At 59.7% G+C, this 15,599-nt stretch carries 15 protein-coding genes and 1 pseudogene; 9 read left to right on the forward strand and 7 right to left on the reverse strand.

The annotated features are described in order from the left end of the window. The first annotated feature begins 516 nt into the window (after positions 1-516). Positions 517-1,653, forward strand: a complete 1,137-nt coding sequence (locus E3T47_RS07315) for an acyltransferase family protein (RefSeq protein ID WP_166784249.1) — start codon at positions 517-519, stop codon at positions 1,651-1,653. Here E3T47_RS07315 and E3T47_RS07320 read toward each other — a convergent pair. The 5 genes and pseudogenes from E3T47_RS07320 to E3T47_RS07340 all read right to left on the reverse strand — a co-directional run bounded on the left by E3T47_RS07320 (position 1,636) and on the right by E3T47_RS07340 (position 6,685). Further along, positions 1,636-3,135, reverse strand: a complete 1,500-nt coding sequence (locus E3T47_RS07320) for a glycosyltransferase family 39 protein (RefSeq protein WP_134555455.1) — start codon at positions 3,133-3,135, stop codon at positions 1,636-1,638. The genes E3T47_RS07315 and E3T47_RS07320 overlap by 18 nt on opposite strands. 278 nt (positions 3,136-3,413) lie before the next feature. Further along, positions 3,414-3,986, reverse strand: a pseudogene (locus E3T47_RS07325) (recombinase family protein); the annotation flags it as partial. A 523-nt stretch (positions 3,987-4,509) separates the two neighbouring features. After that, positions 4,510-5,142 (reverse strand): hypothetical protein, encoded by a 633-nt coding sequence (locus E3T47_RS07330; protein ID WP_092452073.1) that lies wholly within the window; start codon positions 5,140-5,142, stop codon positions 4,510-4,512. Further along, positions 5,142-5,981 (reverse strand): hypothetical protein, encoded by an 840-nt coding sequence (locus E3T47_RS07335; RefSeq protein ID WP_104082778.1) that lies wholly within the window; start codon positions 5,979-5,981, stop codon positions 5,142-5,144. The genes E3T47_RS07330 and E3T47_RS07335 overlap by 1 nt, the downstream gene beginning before the upstream one ends. Then, positions 5,978-6,685: a S8 family peptidase gene (locus E3T47_RS07340; RefSeq protein WP_166805649.1), complete on the reverse strand. Its 708-nt coding sequence runs from the start codon at positions 6,683-6,685 to the stop codon at positions 5,978-5,980. The genes E3T47_RS07335 and E3T47_RS07340 overlap by 4 nt, the downstream gene beginning before the upstream one ends. 693 nt (positions 6,686-7,378) lie before the next feature. On the opposite strand from E3T47_RS07340, the gene E3T47_RS07345 reads away from it, so the two are divergent. The 5 genes from E3T47_RS07345 to E3T47_RS16785 all read left to right on the forward strand — a co-directional run bounded on the left by E3T47_RS07345 (position 7,379) and on the right by E3T47_RS16785 (position 11,956). Further along, complete coding sequence (locus E3T47_RS07345; protein ID WP_233193068.1) at positions 7,379-7,582, forward strand: hypothetical protein; 204 nt, start codon at positions 7,379-7,381, stop codon at positions 7,580-7,582. A gap of 568 nt (positions 7,583-8,150) precedes the next feature. Then, positions 8,151-10,073, forward strand: coding sequence for an ATP-binding protein (locus tag E3T47_RS07350; RefSeq protein WP_166805650.1), 1,923 nt, complete (start codon positions 8,151-8,153; stop codon positions 10,071-10,073). Beyond that, a complete protein-coding gene (locus E3T47_RS07355; RefSeq protein ID WP_104082774.1) occupies positions 10,070-10,462 on the forward strand; it encodes a hypothetical protein in 393 nt (130 codons plus the stop codon). The genes E3T47_RS07350 and E3T47_RS07355 overlap by 4 nt, the downstream gene beginning before the upstream one ends. Before the next feature lie 1,050 nt (positions 10,463-11,512). Next, positions 11,513-11,689: a sigma factor gene (locus E3T47_RS16780; RefSeq protein ID WP_198416607.1), complete on the forward strand. Its 177-nt coding sequence runs from the start codon at positions 11,513-11,515 to the stop codon at positions 11,687-11,689. Between the two features lie 126 nt (positions 11,690-11,815). Further along, positions 11,816-11,956 carry a sigma factor-like helix-turn-helix DNA-binding protein gene (locus tag E3T47_RS16785; RefSeq protein WP_422386477.1) on the forward strand — a complete coding sequence of 47 codons (141 nt, stop codon included), beginning with the start codon at positions 11,816-11,818 and terminating at the stop codon, positions 11,954-11,956. A gap of 267 nt (positions 11,957-12,223) precedes the next feature. Here the strand turns inward: E3T47_RS16785 and E3T47_RS07365 are convergent, their stop codons facing one another. Both E3T47_RS07365 and E3T47_RS07370 read right to left on the reverse strand, forming a co-directional pair. Further along, on the reverse strand, positions 12,224-12,517 hold the full coding sequence (locus tag E3T47_RS07365; protein WP_134555458.1) for a DUF1905 domain-containing protein: 294 nt from the start codon (positions 12,515-12,517) through the stop codon (positions 12,224-12,226). Between the two features lie 2 nt (positions 12,518-12,519). Next, on the reverse strand, positions 12,520-13,143 hold the full coding sequence (locus E3T47_RS07370) for a maleylpyruvate isomerase family mycothiol-dependent enzyme (protein WP_134555459.1): 624 nt from the start codon (positions 13,141-13,143) through the stop codon (positions 12,520-12,522). A 598-nt stretch (positions 13,144-13,741) separates the two neighbouring features. Here E3T47_RS07370 and E3T47_RS07375 point away from each other — a divergent pair. The 3 genes from E3T47_RS07375 (at position 13,742) to E3T47_RS07385 (ending at position 15,556) form a co-directional block, all read left to right on the forward strand. Next, positions 13,742-14,140, forward strand: a complete 399-nt coding sequence (locus tag E3T47_RS07375) for a hypothetical protein (RefSeq protein ID WP_134555460.1) — start codon at positions 13,742-13,744, stop codon at positions 14,138-14,140. Between the two features lie 5 nt (positions 14,141-14,145). Continuing rightward, positions 14,146-14,490 (forward strand): hypothetical protein, encoded by a 345-nt coding sequence (locus E3T47_RS07380; RefSeq protein ID WP_134555461.1) that lies wholly within the window; start codon positions 14,146-14,148, stop codon positions 14,488-14,490. A 421-nt stretch (positions 14,491-14,911) separates the two neighbouring features. Continuing rightward, positions 14,912-15,556 (forward strand): TetR/AcrR family transcriptional regulator, encoded by a 645-nt coding sequence (locus E3T47_RS07385; protein WP_134555462.1) that lies wholly within the window; start codon positions 14,912-14,914, stop codon positions 15,554-15,556. Positions 15,557-15,599 lie beyond the last annotated feature (43 nt).

Here is a 15,599-nt window from a genome sequence, read left to right on the forward strand (position 1 = left end):
GGGGTCGGTCTCGGCAGGTCCGCCACATTGTTCAGTACCGCCCACGCGGACCCAGTTGAGTGTCACATCCCTCTCGGCGAGGACTTCTTTGCTTGGTGATAGTGCGCGAATAGTGACATTTTCTGGAGTCGCCATTACTGTCGAGATTTCCCACGAGAGTTCATCGATCCCGACGGACTCGTCTGGTGATAGCTGACTTGGGGCAGGGCCTGAACACTCGCCGTCGACGCACAACTCAACGCTGCTGACGTTAGATGTTGTGCCTTCGAGCTCGACGGTGACAGTGTTGTCCCACCCGATCGTGGGGCACACGTCCGAGACTGAGCAGCCGGACACAACCGCACTCACCATGAGCGCGGCACTGAGAACGACCAATCGCCTTGCCGTATTGATCGATCGTGTGGAAGCCATGTCGTCCCCATTCATTGCTTGTGATGCGAGGATAGCTGAACTGCCTTAGCCATGGCTCAGATGAACAAAGCGTCACGTAAAGGGAACCCCCTATGGACAGTGCGGGTGGATCGCCAGGAGTCGTTTCTGGGGCGAGCCATTCTCGCTGCCATACTCGATGGTGAGGCAGGGCGCCTCGTCAGGCGATCGTGGGGAGCGGTTATCAGGCCCACGAATAACCTCGACGCGCTGCGCCTGTTGTCCGCCCTGGCCGTGATTGTCGGCCATTCTTTCACCCTGACTGGCCTCGGCGCGGCCCCCCGGGTCCTCGGGATTCCCATCCATAGTCTGGGCCTGTACGCGTTCTTCGCAATCAGTGGTTACCTGATCGCGACCAGTTGGGCACACAATCCAGCCCTCGTGCCGTTCTTGGTGAACCGGACTCTACGGATCTTCCCCGCACTCGTGATCGTGGTCATGGTCACCGTCGTGCTGATCGGCCCGGTTGTCAGCTCGTTGGCCCCGGCGCAGTATTTCCGGGACGAAATGGTCTACCAGTACCTGCTCAACCTGGTGCTGACGGCCCAGTACGAGCTGCCCGGGGTCTTCGATGCCGGGCACCGGTCGACTGCGGTAAACGGGGTGCTTTGGACGCTCGGGCTCGAGTTCGTCTGCTACCTAGTCGTGGCCGTCATCGGCCTCCTTCTTCGCACCCGGTCCTCCTGGGGCTACCTCGTCTTCGGCCTGATCGCGCTCACGTTCGCCCTCGTTCCCGTCGCAAGTCCCGCTCTGGCGTGGGCGGGACCGGCCGGGACCACGTGGGTGTTCTTCGCCGTCGGCGCTCTCCTGAGCCGCGCCCCGGCGAGATCGCTCAATCTCAGGCTGGCGATCGGGGTCGTGACGCTGTGGGTCGCGATCACGCTTCTCGCCCCCACCGTGTCCCTCGCGGCGGCCTGGCTTGCGCTGCCGTATGTTCTCGTTGTGGCCGGACGGGCGTCGACTCCGGGGGTTCGCCGGGCCGCCCGATTCGGGGACCTCTCCTACGGCCTCTACCTGTGGGGGTTCCTCGTCCAGCAACTCGTCATCGACTGGTTCGGCATTCTGCCCTGGTCGATGAACATAGCCATCGTGACGGCGACGACCGCGGCCATCGCCGCACTGTCGTGGCACTTGGTGGAGAAGCGTGCTCTTTCCCACAAGATCCACCGGGTCACGACGCGACCCCCGGGAGATCCCCGAACGGTGTCAGCCGTCCCCGTCTGAGATCGGCGGGAGCTCGTACAGGGCAATGACTGAGCGGTTGGTCTGGTGAGGTTGCTGCTCGACATATCCCAGAGGGAGCAGCAGGTCGTTGGTTTCGACCATCGAGGTACCGGCCTGAACCACCCAGATGCGGTCCACGTCTGCCAGGTGCGAGCGGATGTCGGGCCAGGCGACTGTCACATCGGAGAAGGTCCCAGTCGTTGTGAACGGGGCAATGAAGGCGATGTCCTGCACGTGCGCGAACTGGTCTGGATACGCATACAGGGCCTGCCGTGGCCGGAGCGTGACACTGCCGGTGTCCTGCAGGTAGATGGCGTCGCCGGGCAGTGCCTGAGTGTCGATGTAGTCGGCGATCTGGGCCAGGTCGCTGCCCCCGTTCTTTCCGACCGGCCCGCGCTGAGCAAGATAGGTCGGAAGACCGGCCAGCGCGACCGCGCCGACGAGGATCCACGTCACCCCGGTACGGGGTGTGCGGGTGAACGCGACCGCGAGAAGGATCGCCATCCCCGGGACCGTGAACGACAGATACCTCGCCGTGTAGAGCGGACCGATGACCGCATCCGCGACCAAGAGCAGCACCAACGGGACAACAACCCAGACGGCGGCCAAGCGCAGCAGGCCCCCGTCTCGGCTGGCCAGGACCCGGCGACCGCGCACCGCCAGGACGAAGATCGTGACCCATGCGATCGCCGCGACCAGCCAGGAACTGTCGAAGGCGGGCTCAACCAGAATCGTCCACACATTCACCACGGGCTGATCCGAGAGCCACGCGATCTGCTCCTTCTGCCCCACACTGACGACCAGCAGCGGAACACACGCGACGACCACCACGAGCGCTGCGACTGCCCACCTGGTCATCACCATGCGGGTGCGATGATCCAGCAGAAGCACGACCGCGTGCACGGCCAGAAGCAGCACCGAGTACAGGAACAGGTACGTTCCGGTGACGACGGCCAGCGCGTAGAAGGTCCACCACGGCCAGGACGGTCGCCGGGCCGCGATCAGCAGAATGAGGGTGGCCCAGACGGCAACCGCCGCACTCAACGCAAAAGACCGCGCCTCGATACCCATGTAGGTAGTGCGAGGCAGGATCGCGAAGAGAACCCCGGCCACCACGCCCACACGGGGGCCCCCGACAGAGGCGACCAACAGGACGATACCGGCCGCCGCGGCGCCGACCGCGAGGGCGGACAGCGACCTCGTCGAAAACTCCGACTCCCCGAACACCCCCACCCACACCTTCATGACCGAGTAGTACCCGGTGTGGACCGCGTCCTTCTGCCCAAGAAAGGCGAACAACTCCGCCCAGCTCAACCGCGCCGCACGGAGAGTGGCGACCTCGTCGCTCCAATACGACGGCACCCCCGACGCGAGCAGAGAGACGAGGGCGGCAAATACGCCGACCAGGCCGGCCGAACGTCTCCCCCGATGCGGCTGGTCACGCGCATCGTCTACATGGAACGGTTCTAGAATCGCGCGCACACATCCCCCGGCTCAATACCCGAGCCTAGCTCGACCTCTCAGCCAGACCCTCAAACATCCGCATGACCACAACTACCTCGATCGGCGGTCAGCGAACATCACTAACGCTGTCCGTAAGGGGGACGGCGACCGGGGCACCGTCGCATCACCGTCGTAGATTCGGTTCCCTACAGTGCCGAGAGAGCGATTGTCCCGTAAGACCCGTCTGAGAAAATGCCCGGTGAAGGGACGCGATACGGGGCACGTTCGGACGCCTCCGATAACTCACCGGCGAGGTCCAAGGCCCGCGATCGGCGATAGAAAGTTGCTCGAGACATTCCGAGATCGCGGGCAACTGTTGTTGCGGTCTCTCCGCCGTCGATGAGTCGGCGGGCGTTGCGGATTTGGCTGTCGGTGATGAGGCGCGGGCGGCCGCCAAGATCTTTGCCGGCTTCGCGGCGTTTGTTGATGGAGTCGACAACACGCTCTCGTTTGATGTCGTGTTCCATCTGCCCGAGCGCCGCCATGATCGTGAACAGCATGGACCCCATCGGTGTCGCCGTGTCGACGTCGCCGCCGCCGAGGTTCAGCACGCGAAGGCCGGCACCGCGGCCGCGAAGCTCTTCAGCAAAAGCGAGCATGTTCTGCGTTGACCGGCCCAGCCGGTCGAGGGTCGTGATGACGAGAGTGTCACCGTCTTCGAGAGCATCGAGGGCCTGGTCGAAGTGTGGTCGTGATGCTCGAGCGCCGGAGATCCCGTGGTCGACGTACAGGTCGTCGCGCCGCACGCCGGCGGCCAAGATATCCACTTGTTGCCGGTCGGTGGATTGTTGGCGCGTGGATACGCGCGCGTAGCCGATCAGCTTCGTCACATTTCTCCTGAGGTGTCTCGTAACTAACGGTGTGGACTGCAATTACAACAGGAGGTTGTGCGACGTAGTTATAAGACTCGCCGTGTCGCCACATTCCGGCGATCTGCAAGGGCGAAAATGGGGGGTCGTGAGACGTCTTATATCCCTAGGGTTTCGAGACAGCCGTTTCGTGGAATGGCGGAGTTTTCCAGGGCAGGGCAGTTGTCGCGACCGCAGTTGATGCCACGGTCGCGTTTACGCCGGCACGACAGTGTGCTTATGGGCCGAGAAATATTTCCGTCGTGAGGGGGGTGTTCGATTAACTGGCTGCGGCCGGTGGCCACTATGCGATCGCGGACATCGCAGGATCGAATAGGCCGCTTTTTGGCCTCCGGGCGAGGCACATCAAGGGCGACTTCTTGGCAGGTTCCTCTGACGAGTCAGACTACGGTGCTGACCAACGGGTGATAGCGGCAGCTAGCATAATTCTGCCGCATCACCGTGGGTCAGCATCCGCAGCCTGACAGGTGTTGTTCGTATCGGGCTAGATGAAGCTGTGTCGCGCGAGGCAGTCGAGGTAGTAGACGAAGGCTTCGTCGTTTACGTCGCCAGTTTTCATCGAGTAGTAATTTTGGTCAGTTTCTGTTCCAGTCTCTCTGTATCCGGTCAGCGCGGTCATGTACGTCGTTAGGTGGTCAGACATCCCATAAACCTTGGCACCAGTGACGAGGCCGTCTTCTTGCTCGAGCACGATGGAGGTGCGTTGGCCCACCAAATGTTGAGTGTTTAGAAGGTTGTATGCCAGCCAAGACGCGTCTCCAAGAGGCGCCGTTCCAAGATCGTCAGTGTCACTGCCCGAAGTTTCTTGAAGGAAGAGTCCCCGCCAGCTTTCATCGTACGTATCAGGACCAACATCTTTCATTTCCTTCTCTTCTGCGCTGTACAGGCGGGATAGGACGTCCGGATGAGTGATCGTGTAGAGCGAGTAGATCAAGTCCTCGCGGACTTCTCCATCGTTCGAATAGTCAGTGCGTGTAATGGCCTCGAGCGGGATTTCATATGCACAAAAACCCTGTTTCAAGTGTTCTTCAACGGCGTCCGTTGTCCATCGCTGAGGATTGGTCTTCTTCCACCGTGCCAGGAGGTCTGAACGGTCGTCAGCTTCGTGATTGTCCATCAATTGGGTAGTCCGAAAAAGGCGTGCATTGCGGGGGTGCGGTTGCTCGGGTGGAAGTGTGCGAATTTTCCGCGACCGCCCGAATCGCGCTCAGGTCCGACTACGGCCAGGCCGTTTTTGATTCCTTTCGCAACTGCGAGCGCGCCGGCCTCGCTGCGAGACCACGTGTCTTTCCCCCCGCGGCCCCATGTGATGGCCGCGGAAAGCGACATACCATTTGCAAGCACGAGTTTGCCGTTTAGAATCATTGCGCGGAAATGTTGGTAGCTTGATCCCTTTTTATTGAGGGCATCGATTGCGTTAGTGGCTGCGATCCACGTAACACCAGCGACGATGACAACTGCAGATGCCACCAGGAGTGTTTTCAAGATCTCTAGAGCGATAGGTATTCCCAGAACCAGTACTGGCACGAAGGCGGCATAGCCCACGTCATCGGCATATGATTCTGTCTCACCAGTGGCCAGGTCTGTCATGGTGAACGAGGTGGCTTCGTCGTTCAACTCTTGTATCTGGATGGAGTAGTTGGCGTTGTAGTCGGTGTCGATGCTCCCTAGAGAAAAAAGAGCGCTACTGTCCTCAAACGACAACGTTGTCAGCGCCGTGACAGGTTCGCCAGATCCCAAATCCGATGTCGTCTCGACTGAGATTTTAGTGAGCGAGGCGTCCACGTCTTCCAGTGTCAATCCTGCGTCGTTGAAAGCGGATTCAAGCTTTTCCTCGTCAACCATCCCGCTGCCTGAAGCTTCTACCGGGGCAGAGCTGGTCTCTGCGAACGCGGGCGAGTAAGCGAATCCAGAGAGCAGCAGCGCCGCTACGACTCCGATGGCGATCTTTTTCATTGATTGTCTTCCTTTGATTGGTGAGCGATCAGTGCGGACAGGGTGGAATCGGGTTTAGCTACGCCGAGCAAGCTTTTCAAGATTTGATTCGAGGTCATTGCTGCAGCCGCTGACGTCCCGGTGACAAGCTGCCGGGCCCCCGTGCGGTCGACCGCGGGAATGTCTTCACCGGGTGCGAAGTAATTCACATGGTCAATAGCCGAGAAGCTTGATGGATGGCCCGCGGCATCTAATGAGCCGACGGAAATAACTCCCGGGTATCGGGCGGGGTAGCCCGCCCCCATCCCTTGGTTGTTTCCAGCAGCCGCGACCACCACGATTCCCGATTCAACGGCGCGTTTCACCGAGTCACGTAAGGCCCGGGTGTCCGTCCCGATCGCGATGCTGACGTTAATGACGTCCACCTGGTCCCGGATAGCTTGCTCTATAGCGTCCGCAACGTCCTCCGCCGACGCGGTTCCTGCAGTGAAGACGGAGTAACTAATCCAAGTGACTCGATGGGCCCACGCAGGACAGCTATCCTCATCGATTCCTGCTGCGATCGATGCGACTAAAGTGCCGTGCCCTTGGTCGTCGGCGTCAGTATCGAAAACATGAAAACAGCTAAAGTCGACGTTTTCATCTTTGAGGCCGCTATCGACGAGAGCGATCGCGACTGTGTCTCGAACCGCCGGCGTGATCGATGCCGATGAGCAACCTATCAACAGAAGGGCTGTGACGACAATGATTGACGTCGAAAGGAACGCGGGGCGTCTGCGGGGACCCCTCGGAGAGAGGTCAAAACATGCGTTGCGTTGACTTCACGCGCGGAACAATTACCCCGGGCAGCGGTTCATTAAATGGCTGGTCTCGCAGGCGATACGATCCACCCGCCCATTTTCGAAACATCATTTTCCCCCCGATGCTCACGAACCAGATGTCGTGTGAAACTCAGATTGGCGGAGATAACTCGCGGCGTCAACTCCATCCGGAAATAGTCAACGGAATTTTCATGTGGGCGACGATTAAGCGGCTATTTGAGTTCCGTCCTCGCCCAGCATGGGCATCTCTCTTTTTTCGATGTCGGTGAGTACTGAGTATTTGAGGACTTGAGCACCCACTCAATCGTGCGGTTCAGCACCTACCGGTATCAGTCCCTCGACCGTGCGCGACAGTCTGTCATTTACAGCCATGCCGACTTCTACAGATCCGACCATCTCGTCATTCAGTGGGCGAAACCCTGACGCCCGACGAGCGGGTCCAACTACTCCAAATCGTCAAAGGGACGGGGACGAGCAGCTCCGACTGAGAAGGTTCCACTGCGCGCTTGTGGGCACGCCGAGGGGCGCCGTCCCTTGGTTCGTCAGCTCGCGGAGGATCTCGATGTCGCTCCTGGCACCGTCGCTAAGGCGTACAAAGTGCTTGAATCCGAGGGCTACCTCACTGCCCGCACTGGCGGAGTAACCCGGGTCAGCCGGAGCACAACGACGTCGCTCCCAGTGCTGGAAGCCCCTCGCCAACTTGCCAAGACCAGCACCCGTGCAGGCACTAGCCTGGACGGCACCATCCGCATCCTCCGTGCGATCTCGCACGAAGAATACTCCGAACCGGGACTGACCTGATGCGCTCTCAAGGCTGCCCGCACCCATGGAGATCCCCTCTACTCTCGAGTCTTCCACACATAGAAATGCCTGTTCCAGGTCGACCAGGCTGCCCCAGTTCTCACGACTGTGGTGTCTCATAACTGACCTGTTTCGTATCGCACGAGATACAAGACCCTGACTGCCCTTTGACGCAACGCAGAGAACCGGGTCGATGCGCCAAACAGCGATCACAGAACGCCGCCACTAAGCGCTAACACTCAATCAATTCCCAGATTAATCTCGACACATCCTTGACATTCATTCTTGTGGGCGTGACCCTGCTGGCGATTGGTTAGGGCTATGCCGGGTGCGTAGAGGCGATAGATTCCATTCGGAAGGACAATCCGAACGATGGAACGCACGAGTTGCCTCCCACGCGTGTCTCACTCTCATGCCTGATGTCGGTGCTATTTCGGAGGTGATTAGCATCGCTGGTCGCCGCGCTGCTTCATGTTGCGCCTTGACCAGTCCGCTTTTGCGGAGTCGGCCCAAATCCGGCAGGCTCAGCCTTGGCACTTGAATGTCAAGTTGTTGTCGAGGGGGACAAATGCGCATTGTGGGTATTGAGCTAGAGGGTTTTCGCGGATATCTGACATCGAGTTACGTGTCGATCGATACGTTGACTGTGTTTGCCGGCAAGAATGACGCTGGAAAGAGCAGCATCCTGGAAGCTATGAGGCTGTTCCTGGACAAGGGAAAGCCGGACGTCTCTGACTATTCGGTTCATGGGCATGGAACGATTCGCATCACGTGCACATTCGCTGACCTTCCCCCTGAGCTGGTCATCGACCAGACTGCGGTGACGACCCTCCAGGATGAGAAACTCCTCGACGCTAACGGCCACTTGGTGATTAGCAAGACCTGGACCAGGGGGCGAGCCAACCCCGAGATTTTGGCGCATGCTCTACACCCGGTCGTCGATGGCGGCCCAACGCTTATCGGCCTGAAGCACGCGCAACTCAAATCCCTCGCCTCGACTCTTGATGTTGTCGCGGAGCTGGAGGATCGACGCGTGAACCTGAACTATAGGCAGGCGATCTGGCGCGCCTGGGAAGCCAAGGGGCTCTCGTCGCTGCAACCGACGATCATCCCGTTGAACTCAGAGGACGGGAAGCACGTTACCAGCGCTCTGGAGAGTGTCTTTCCCCTGTTCCACCTCTTTCAAGCTGACCGGCTGGGGGCGGAGTCCGATGAGGTTGCCCAAGACCCAGCCAAGCTCATAGTCAAGGCCGTGCTCGATCGCCATACGGCTGAACTCACGAAGCTTACGAGCGATGTTAAGGCTGAGATTTCAGAACTTCTCCTGGAAGTCGTTGGGAAATTGGAGGAATTCGCACCAAATCTTGCGGCCAAGCTGATTCCGGCCAACCTAGACCCCGTATGGCAGAAGGCATTCTCGTCCCTACAATTTGTCGACGAGAACGATGTTCCCCTTGCGAAGCGTGGCAGCGGGACACGCAGACTGGTTCTCTTGAGCTTCTTTCGGGCGGAAGTTGAGCGAGGATATGAAGAAACGGATGAGTGGCGACGGGGCGTCATCATCGCAGTGGAGGAGCCCGAGACGGCTCTCCACCCGGATCTTCAGCGCGAAACTGTTTCCGCTCTAATTGAAGTTGCGGGGCTCGCAAACAGGCAGGTTTTGATGACGACGCACAGCTCGAACTTGGTGAGGAACATACCGATCGCAGCCGTGCGTTTCGTCGAGGAGCAGCAGGGGAAGCGCGTGTGGAGTTCCAGTGACACATCCAGCGAGCGGTTCGTTCTCCAGCAATTGAACAAGGCGATGGGGACTTTCGCGGATCACAATGTGCGTTGCTTCTTCATCGTTGAGGGCAAGAACGATATCGGCGGTCTACTGGCACTGAGCGATGCGCTACAAGCCGCCCGTCCCACTGAATATCCAGATCTTCGCCAAATGGAAACTGACGGTGAGCTTTGCTTCATACCTATCGGCGGCTGCGGCGCCGCTGCTCTTTGGGAGAGCCGCCTGTCGCCGTTTAGTAGGCCTGAGGTTCACCTTCTTGATTCCGATCGCTTGGTTGAAGGGTCGGCTCTGAAACCCGAGATATCCAAGTACCTAGCGCGCTACAACACCGACGATCACCTGTCGTCACACATGTTTGTTCTGACCCGGCGAGAGATGGAAAACTACCTCACTATTGAGGCGATCGAAGATGCTTTCAAGGGTGCAAACCCAATGTTCCCGAAACTATTCCGGGAAGCTGTCGAAGGCCACGACTGGGGATATGTCGACGTGCCGGAGACCGTCGCAAGAGTGCTTCACTCTCTCAATTCGGAGGTCGAATGGTCACTCGCTTCTGACAAGAAGCGCAGCGAGAAGGAGTCTGACGTGAAGAGGAAACTAGTCCCATGTTTCGGGCACCCGTCTGTGGCGGAGGCTCTTTTGGCCCTCGGTGCCGAGCGAGATCTTCTTTTGGCCGTTGCGACGGTGGCGGATGTGGCAGCGTGAATCCGGGGGCTTCGGCCACTACCCGCAACCAACAACTCCTTCTTGTAGCCAATGGATTCTTTGGAGCTCTTGCAGCGGAGGGCGTTGTCGAGTTCAACCCATCGATCATGGACTTTGAATTTGCGTTCGGGAAAGCCTGGCGAGCCTGGCGTTGCGCGAGCGTCTCGGAATTCCCGACGTTCGCACTGGGGAAGAATCGGTTTCGCGACGTTTTGTTCCGCGTCAGTCGATCCAGTTCTCCTTTTGCCACCTATCGTGACGGTATCGAAATGACGCCGAGTGGGCTCACGCCCCGCGAATACCTCGCAATCTGGGCGCCTGAAGTTACACCAGAAGACTGGATCGCGTTGGCCCAGCTGTATCTGTCAGGACGAGAAAGCAACAGGTGAATCTCAGCTTGATTTTGGGGCTGAGAGATGCTTTCGCCGTGAGGGAGAGCTCGGCCGACCAGGCAGGTTCGACCCAACTGTGAGGAAATCAAGAACTTGACATAATCATCATTATCGGCCCTGAGTATTTGACAAGCTATTTATCAAGCGAGCGACCCCGTGCCGGGTGGTGGTGTCGGGTTAGTCCGGGATTTAGAAGGCGCGAGCCTGAGGCGCACAGACTCTAGCGCCGCCACAGGCTGCAGTTTTGTTGGCCTGCGCGGAATAGAAGCTGTGGAGGTGGATGAGCTCGTTACAGGCCGGGTTTCCACACTTAAAACGCCTGATGTGGCCGATGCGCGTCCTCTCGCAGCGCTGGTGGCACCGGTAGCAGACGGGCAGACCCATGATGATGAGCAGGTGGGGATCGGTGAGCTTCTCGAAGGTGGGGTGAAAGCGTTAGACGCAACTGCCGGTCGCGCACGCCCGCTCTTAGGCAAAGCTGTGAGTGTTCTCTTCTGCGCAGATTGGCGTGGCCGAAACTTTCACGGCAGCGACTGCGGCGTCGTCAGCAGAGTCAATCATGAAGGGAGTCGCGCCCTCTCCGGCCTGCAGAACTTGGACGAGGCGAACGCGAGTTTGTCGTCGCCAGGCTTCGAGGGGGATCGTCGCGGCGCTTAGACTTTGCTCTTCGTCCGCGAGCGCGCATTCAGGTGTGCGCGTCGACGTAGTGGTCGATTCTCTGTGTGCTGGCCGTGGCAACATTTTGGCAACATTTGAACCAGAATACTTCAAATTCAACCGGGCTCAGATGATTGAAAAGTCGCGTAATTCCGCGGGTTTCGGGCCGATCCCGTTGCTTCGTTGAGGCAGTATTAGGGTTCAAATCCCACCGTCTCCGCAGCCATTCGAACCCCTGAATCCCTTATAAACACTGGGACTCAGGGGTTTTCTTTTGCCCGAAGCGGTCGATGGACTGGTGCTCAAGCACAAAAGAGGCGTTCGTCCAGCTCCCTGAGGACCAAGTTGAGCCTCGACCGTCCGCGCGGGCTGATGGAGACTAGGACCACTATGGACCAGGCCGCCGTGTTCGAGCAGCAGAGGCCCCGGTTGCTGCGGGTCGCCGGGCGAGTGCTCAGCGACCCGCATGAAGCTGAGGATGTCGTCCAGAACGCGTGGCTGCGAATGGACGCGGCAGAGTGCGACATTGACAATCTTCCGGGCTGGTTAACGACGGTTACCACTTGATTGTGTCTGGACCGGCTCCGGGCCCGCATCCCGGTCCCCGAAGCGAACGTCGACGTTGTTGAGACTTCACCCGACGCTTCTGAGGAAATAGCTCTCGCTGAGACGGTTGGTGTCGCCCTTCACATCTTGCTTGATCGGTTGACCCCGACAGAGCGAGTTGCGTTTGTGCTGCACGACAGCTTCGGGTTTGACTTTCACACGATCGCGGAAATCTTGGGGCGGACACCGGTGGCCGCGCGCAAGATGGTGGAATGGTCCAGCGAGTAACTCTTGACCCAAACGGCCCACCGCGTGCCGGCGCCCGCAAGCATGGCGGCGACCGGGATACCTTCGAATCATCGTCGTCTACTGGGTTTCCTGCGGTGCCGAGAGGGCGATCATCCCGTAAGACCCGTCCGAAAAAAGCCCGGTGAAGGGACGGCGGAGGCTAAACGAGGCACGTTCGGACGGCTCAGCTGACGCGGCGGTGCGGTCCAGTACCCGCGTTCGGCGATAGAAAGTTGCTCCGATTTTTCCTCGATTGGGGCGCAGAACTCAGACGACTCTTCGTGTCAAGTGCACCCTCACTTCATCGCCGAGACCCTTTCCTATGACTTTCCGAAATGCGGCGCGAATAGGCATCATGTGGGTTCCGTTGCCGACCGGCAGCATGCTCGCTTCATATGGATGGCCGTCTATCGTCCCGGCGACTTTGACAGCCTTTCCCGTGCCAAAGAATGCGGCAGAGCCGGGCATCTGCACGCAGGGCCAGCCGCTGTTGGCATCGGAAATGATCGTCGCCGCAAAAACACAATCGATCATTTGAACTGGCTTGCTCATGTCACTCATCGTCAATTAGCTCCCTTTAGTGGCAGGGTGCCTGGACCTGTCAGTTCCCGCTCGTGGACTGGTCGACCAGATACTGCGAGCAGCAGCGCAATCGCGGCGCCGCGCACCTCTTTGCCAACACCTTCGTCGAGGTCCGTATCTATTGCGATGAGGCGTAGCCCCTCCGCGCGTTCCTTGCCTCCACCGAGTTTGACGCTGGTCTTCAGTTGATATCGAAGTGCAGTTGCCACCTCAGCGACCGGGTACTCATGGTCGATTCCGAGAGGGCGTCGCATGTCCTCACCGTGCACGAATACCTCGACCAACCGAGTCGCTAAAGGTGCAGGTGCACATGTGGTGCGGCTGCGGACACCCTGGAAGTGGGCCAATGTCTGGTTTGGATCGGTGCACCGCTCCCGTGCAATCCCCGATGCGTTGATGCGATCGAACCTAAAGCCAGCGGCAATTAGTTTGCTGACAAACCCGATGCGAGTGGTTTTGGCGTCACTGACGAGGTGAGCCAGAACAGCATGTATATCCCATCCAGGGCACAACGATGGCATCGTCCACTGCTGTTTTTCTAACGCCAACAGATCTTGAATCAGCGCGTCACGTTCCTTGTGCACGACTGCCCAGATCTCATTCATCGAGCCTCCTCGGTTGCTTCTACGGGTGCCGAGTCATTTAATCGACACTACTGGGTCGGTCTTAATCGGACGCTACCGGTGAGGGGACCATGACGGGCTCAGAATCCGTCGCCAGACCTTCGAGCCGCCGCAGAGTAGGAGCAATCTCACTTGGGAATGACTCGAAACCATCGTGGCGGTTCGCCCGAGACCCAAGAAGGAGGTCCGGCGCCTGGCTCTGTCAACTTCGACTGAGAAGGCCGCTACTAGCTATGCTCACGGACGGCAACGAGCGGGTGAAGTTCGCGCCAACGGCGCTGCCCCTGCAAGGCAGTGGTCACCCTGGCCACTGCCTTGCAGAGCGAGGCCGACGCGATCGACTAATCGCTCGAGTCCGCCGTCCCGCAGAGGGCTGCCATTATGAACCGGAGCGAGAGCGTCGATTGCGTGTTCGGGTGTCGCGAAATGGTCCCTGTTGGTGAGGCGTTCGGCGTAGGCGATCCCGACCTTGCAGCCACATTCCTCGACGTGGCCGCAGGGCCAGGTCTTGCCAAGTTTGGCGATGTCGTTCATCTGGTGTTACTCGTCCCGACAGGTAGAGTCTCGGTAGGATGACCCCATGGCAGCCATTGCAGGACCGGATGTTCGCACGACGCCCGACCATTTCGCTTCCCGAGTCCCCGCCTCCGGCTGGTTACTTCTCACTGCCGGGTTTTTTCTCGCCTCGGCAGTGCTGCAGATCGTTGCGTCGCTGGAGCGATGGGTGTCCTTCGCCGGTGCGCGCACCGACGGCAACATCGAAGATCACCTCTTCGACTACTACTACCCCGCAGACCGTGGGAAAATCTCGGTACCACCGCGCAAGTCTTCGGCGTCGGTCTCCTTCTCCTTGCACTCGGAATTCTGGCGCTGGCTCGTGGCGTCGGGCCTCACGGCGACCGTGCCACCCGCATGCTCGCTAGCGTTACTGCCACGTCCTTCGCCCTTACCGGAGCTCATGCACTCGTCTCCGGTGTAATTGGCATGCCAACCCCGCTGCAGTACCTGCCCGTGCAGCTGCTGTTGAGTGCGGTCGGTTTCGTCGGCCTGATCGTCCTCGGGGCGCGCTTCGTGCGCAAGTCGTGGCCGGCATCCGTCGCGTGCGTGATGCTGCTCGGGTCTACCCTGCCGGGACTTATGCTCGCCAACTTCACGATTGCGCCCGAGATCGTCGGCTACCAATCCCATGACATGACCCCTTTCACCGAAACGATCGTCGCTTCCTCGACGGCGGCGGCTGCAGTCATGCTGCTCGTCGCCGCAGTGGTCTCTCATCGGACACGGCGCGCGCCGCACACGGCCGACGCCACGCGCGCAGCCTCCACATAAGAAATCAGCGATTAGCGGAGCAATTTGCGCCAACGTCATAGCCTGTGCCCACGTGGCGACCCGACTCGCAACGGATGCCGCAGCACCACCGGCAACTCCCCCTCATCACCGGCCTGTGAGTTTCGACTACCGACCCGTGCGCCTTGACCGCAAAATGGCCAAGCTTGGCCCGAAACTCACGGCTCGGCGATCTTCGAGGGGTGCGCAATCATTGCCTCTCGTCAGAAGTGTGATGTCGTCGATCGCCCTTGCCGGTGGTGCGCGCAAGCATTTGACGCATGCAAACTCAACGACCCACAATCGGCTAAACACTGCGTCAATTCATCGACCAACAGTTGGCCGGCCCGGCCCGTTCTCGGATCCCACGTCTGTTGTGAAGGAGTCGTTGCACTTTGTGCATCGTTGCACTTAGTGTAACTGAGTGACGTCACTCAATATCGCGCCCGATCGCCGCACCGAACTCAAGGCTCGGTACCGCCAGGCCATCCTGGATGCCGCCGCCGCACTCATCCGCGAGCGAGGCAAGCCGCAGTTCAGCGTTGACGAACTCGCTGAGCGTGCCGACGTCTCCAGGCGTACGGTTTTCAACCACTTCTCATCGCTTGACGACGTGATCATGACGACCTGCACGCAAGTGCTCAGCGCCACCGTTGACGAATTCCGTGCGGCGACGGCATCCACTCCCACCGGAGACGGCAGTCGCGACGGCCTGTTCGACGAGCTCACGGCGGCGCTGCGCAACATCGACCTGCCGCCCGTGGTCGCCTACCTTGCTGGCGTGCTCGCCGTCGAGGGCGAGAACGGTCGCTCACAGCACAGCATTAGCGATGTCTTCACCCGCACGACCGAACAAATTTCGACCGAGATCGCCGAACGCACGAGCGCCATCGATGACTTCGAGGTCGCGATCCTGGTCAGCTCGATGATGAATGGCATCGCCATCGTGTCAGCCCACTGGCTCGCCCGCACCGGGGGGACACTCGATGCCTCCTCGCGCACGGTGTGGAACGGGCTCCTCGACCGCCTCGTGTCGAGCATCCGCACCGGCTACGCGCCGCTCAGCTGAGCCGGCGCAGCCAGACCTGGAGCTCTAATGCCAATGATGCGAC

Origin of the sequence: Cryobacterium ruanii, assembly GCF_004404055.1 — a bacterium.
GTDB classification, from domain to species: Bacteria; Actinomycetota; Actinomycetes; order Actinomycetales; family Microbacteriaceae; genus Cryobacterium; species Cryobacterium ruanii.

Bases quoted from the DNA above. Each gene is read 5' to 3' on its own strand.
- E3T47_RS07330 (WP_092452073.1), bottom strand. From the start codon at position 5,142: ATGGACAATCACGAAGCTGACGACCGTTCAGACCTCCTGGCACGGTGG.
- E3T47_RS07335 (WP_104082778.1), bottom strand. From the start codon at position 5,981: ATGAAAAAGATCGCCATCGGAGTCGTAGCGGCGCTGCTGCTCTCTGGA.
- E3T47_RS07350 (WP_166805650.1), top strand. From the start codon at position 8,151: ATGCGCATTGTGGGTATTGAGCTAGAGGGTTTTCGCGGATATCTGACA.
- E3T47_RS16780 (WP_198416607.1), top strand. From the start codon at position 11,513: ATGGACCAGGCCGCCGTGTTCGAGCAGCAGAGGCCCCGGTTGCTGCGG.
- E3T47_RS07365 (WP_134555458.1), bottom strand. From the start codon at position 12,517: ATGAGTGACATGAGCAAGCCAGTTCAAATGATCGATTGTGTTTTTGCG.
- E3T47_RS07370 (WP_134555459.1), bottom strand. From the start codon at position 13,143: ATGAATGAGATCTGGGCAGTCGTGCACAAGGAACGTGACGCGCTGATT.
- E3T47_RS07375 (WP_134555460.1), top strand. From the start codon at position 13,742: ATGGCAGCCATTGCAGGACCGGATGTTCGCACGACGCCCGACCATTTC.
- E3T47_RS07380 (WP_134555461.1), top strand. From the start codon at position 14,146: ATGCCAACCCCGCTGCAGTACCTGCCCGTGCAGCTGCTGTTGAGTGCG.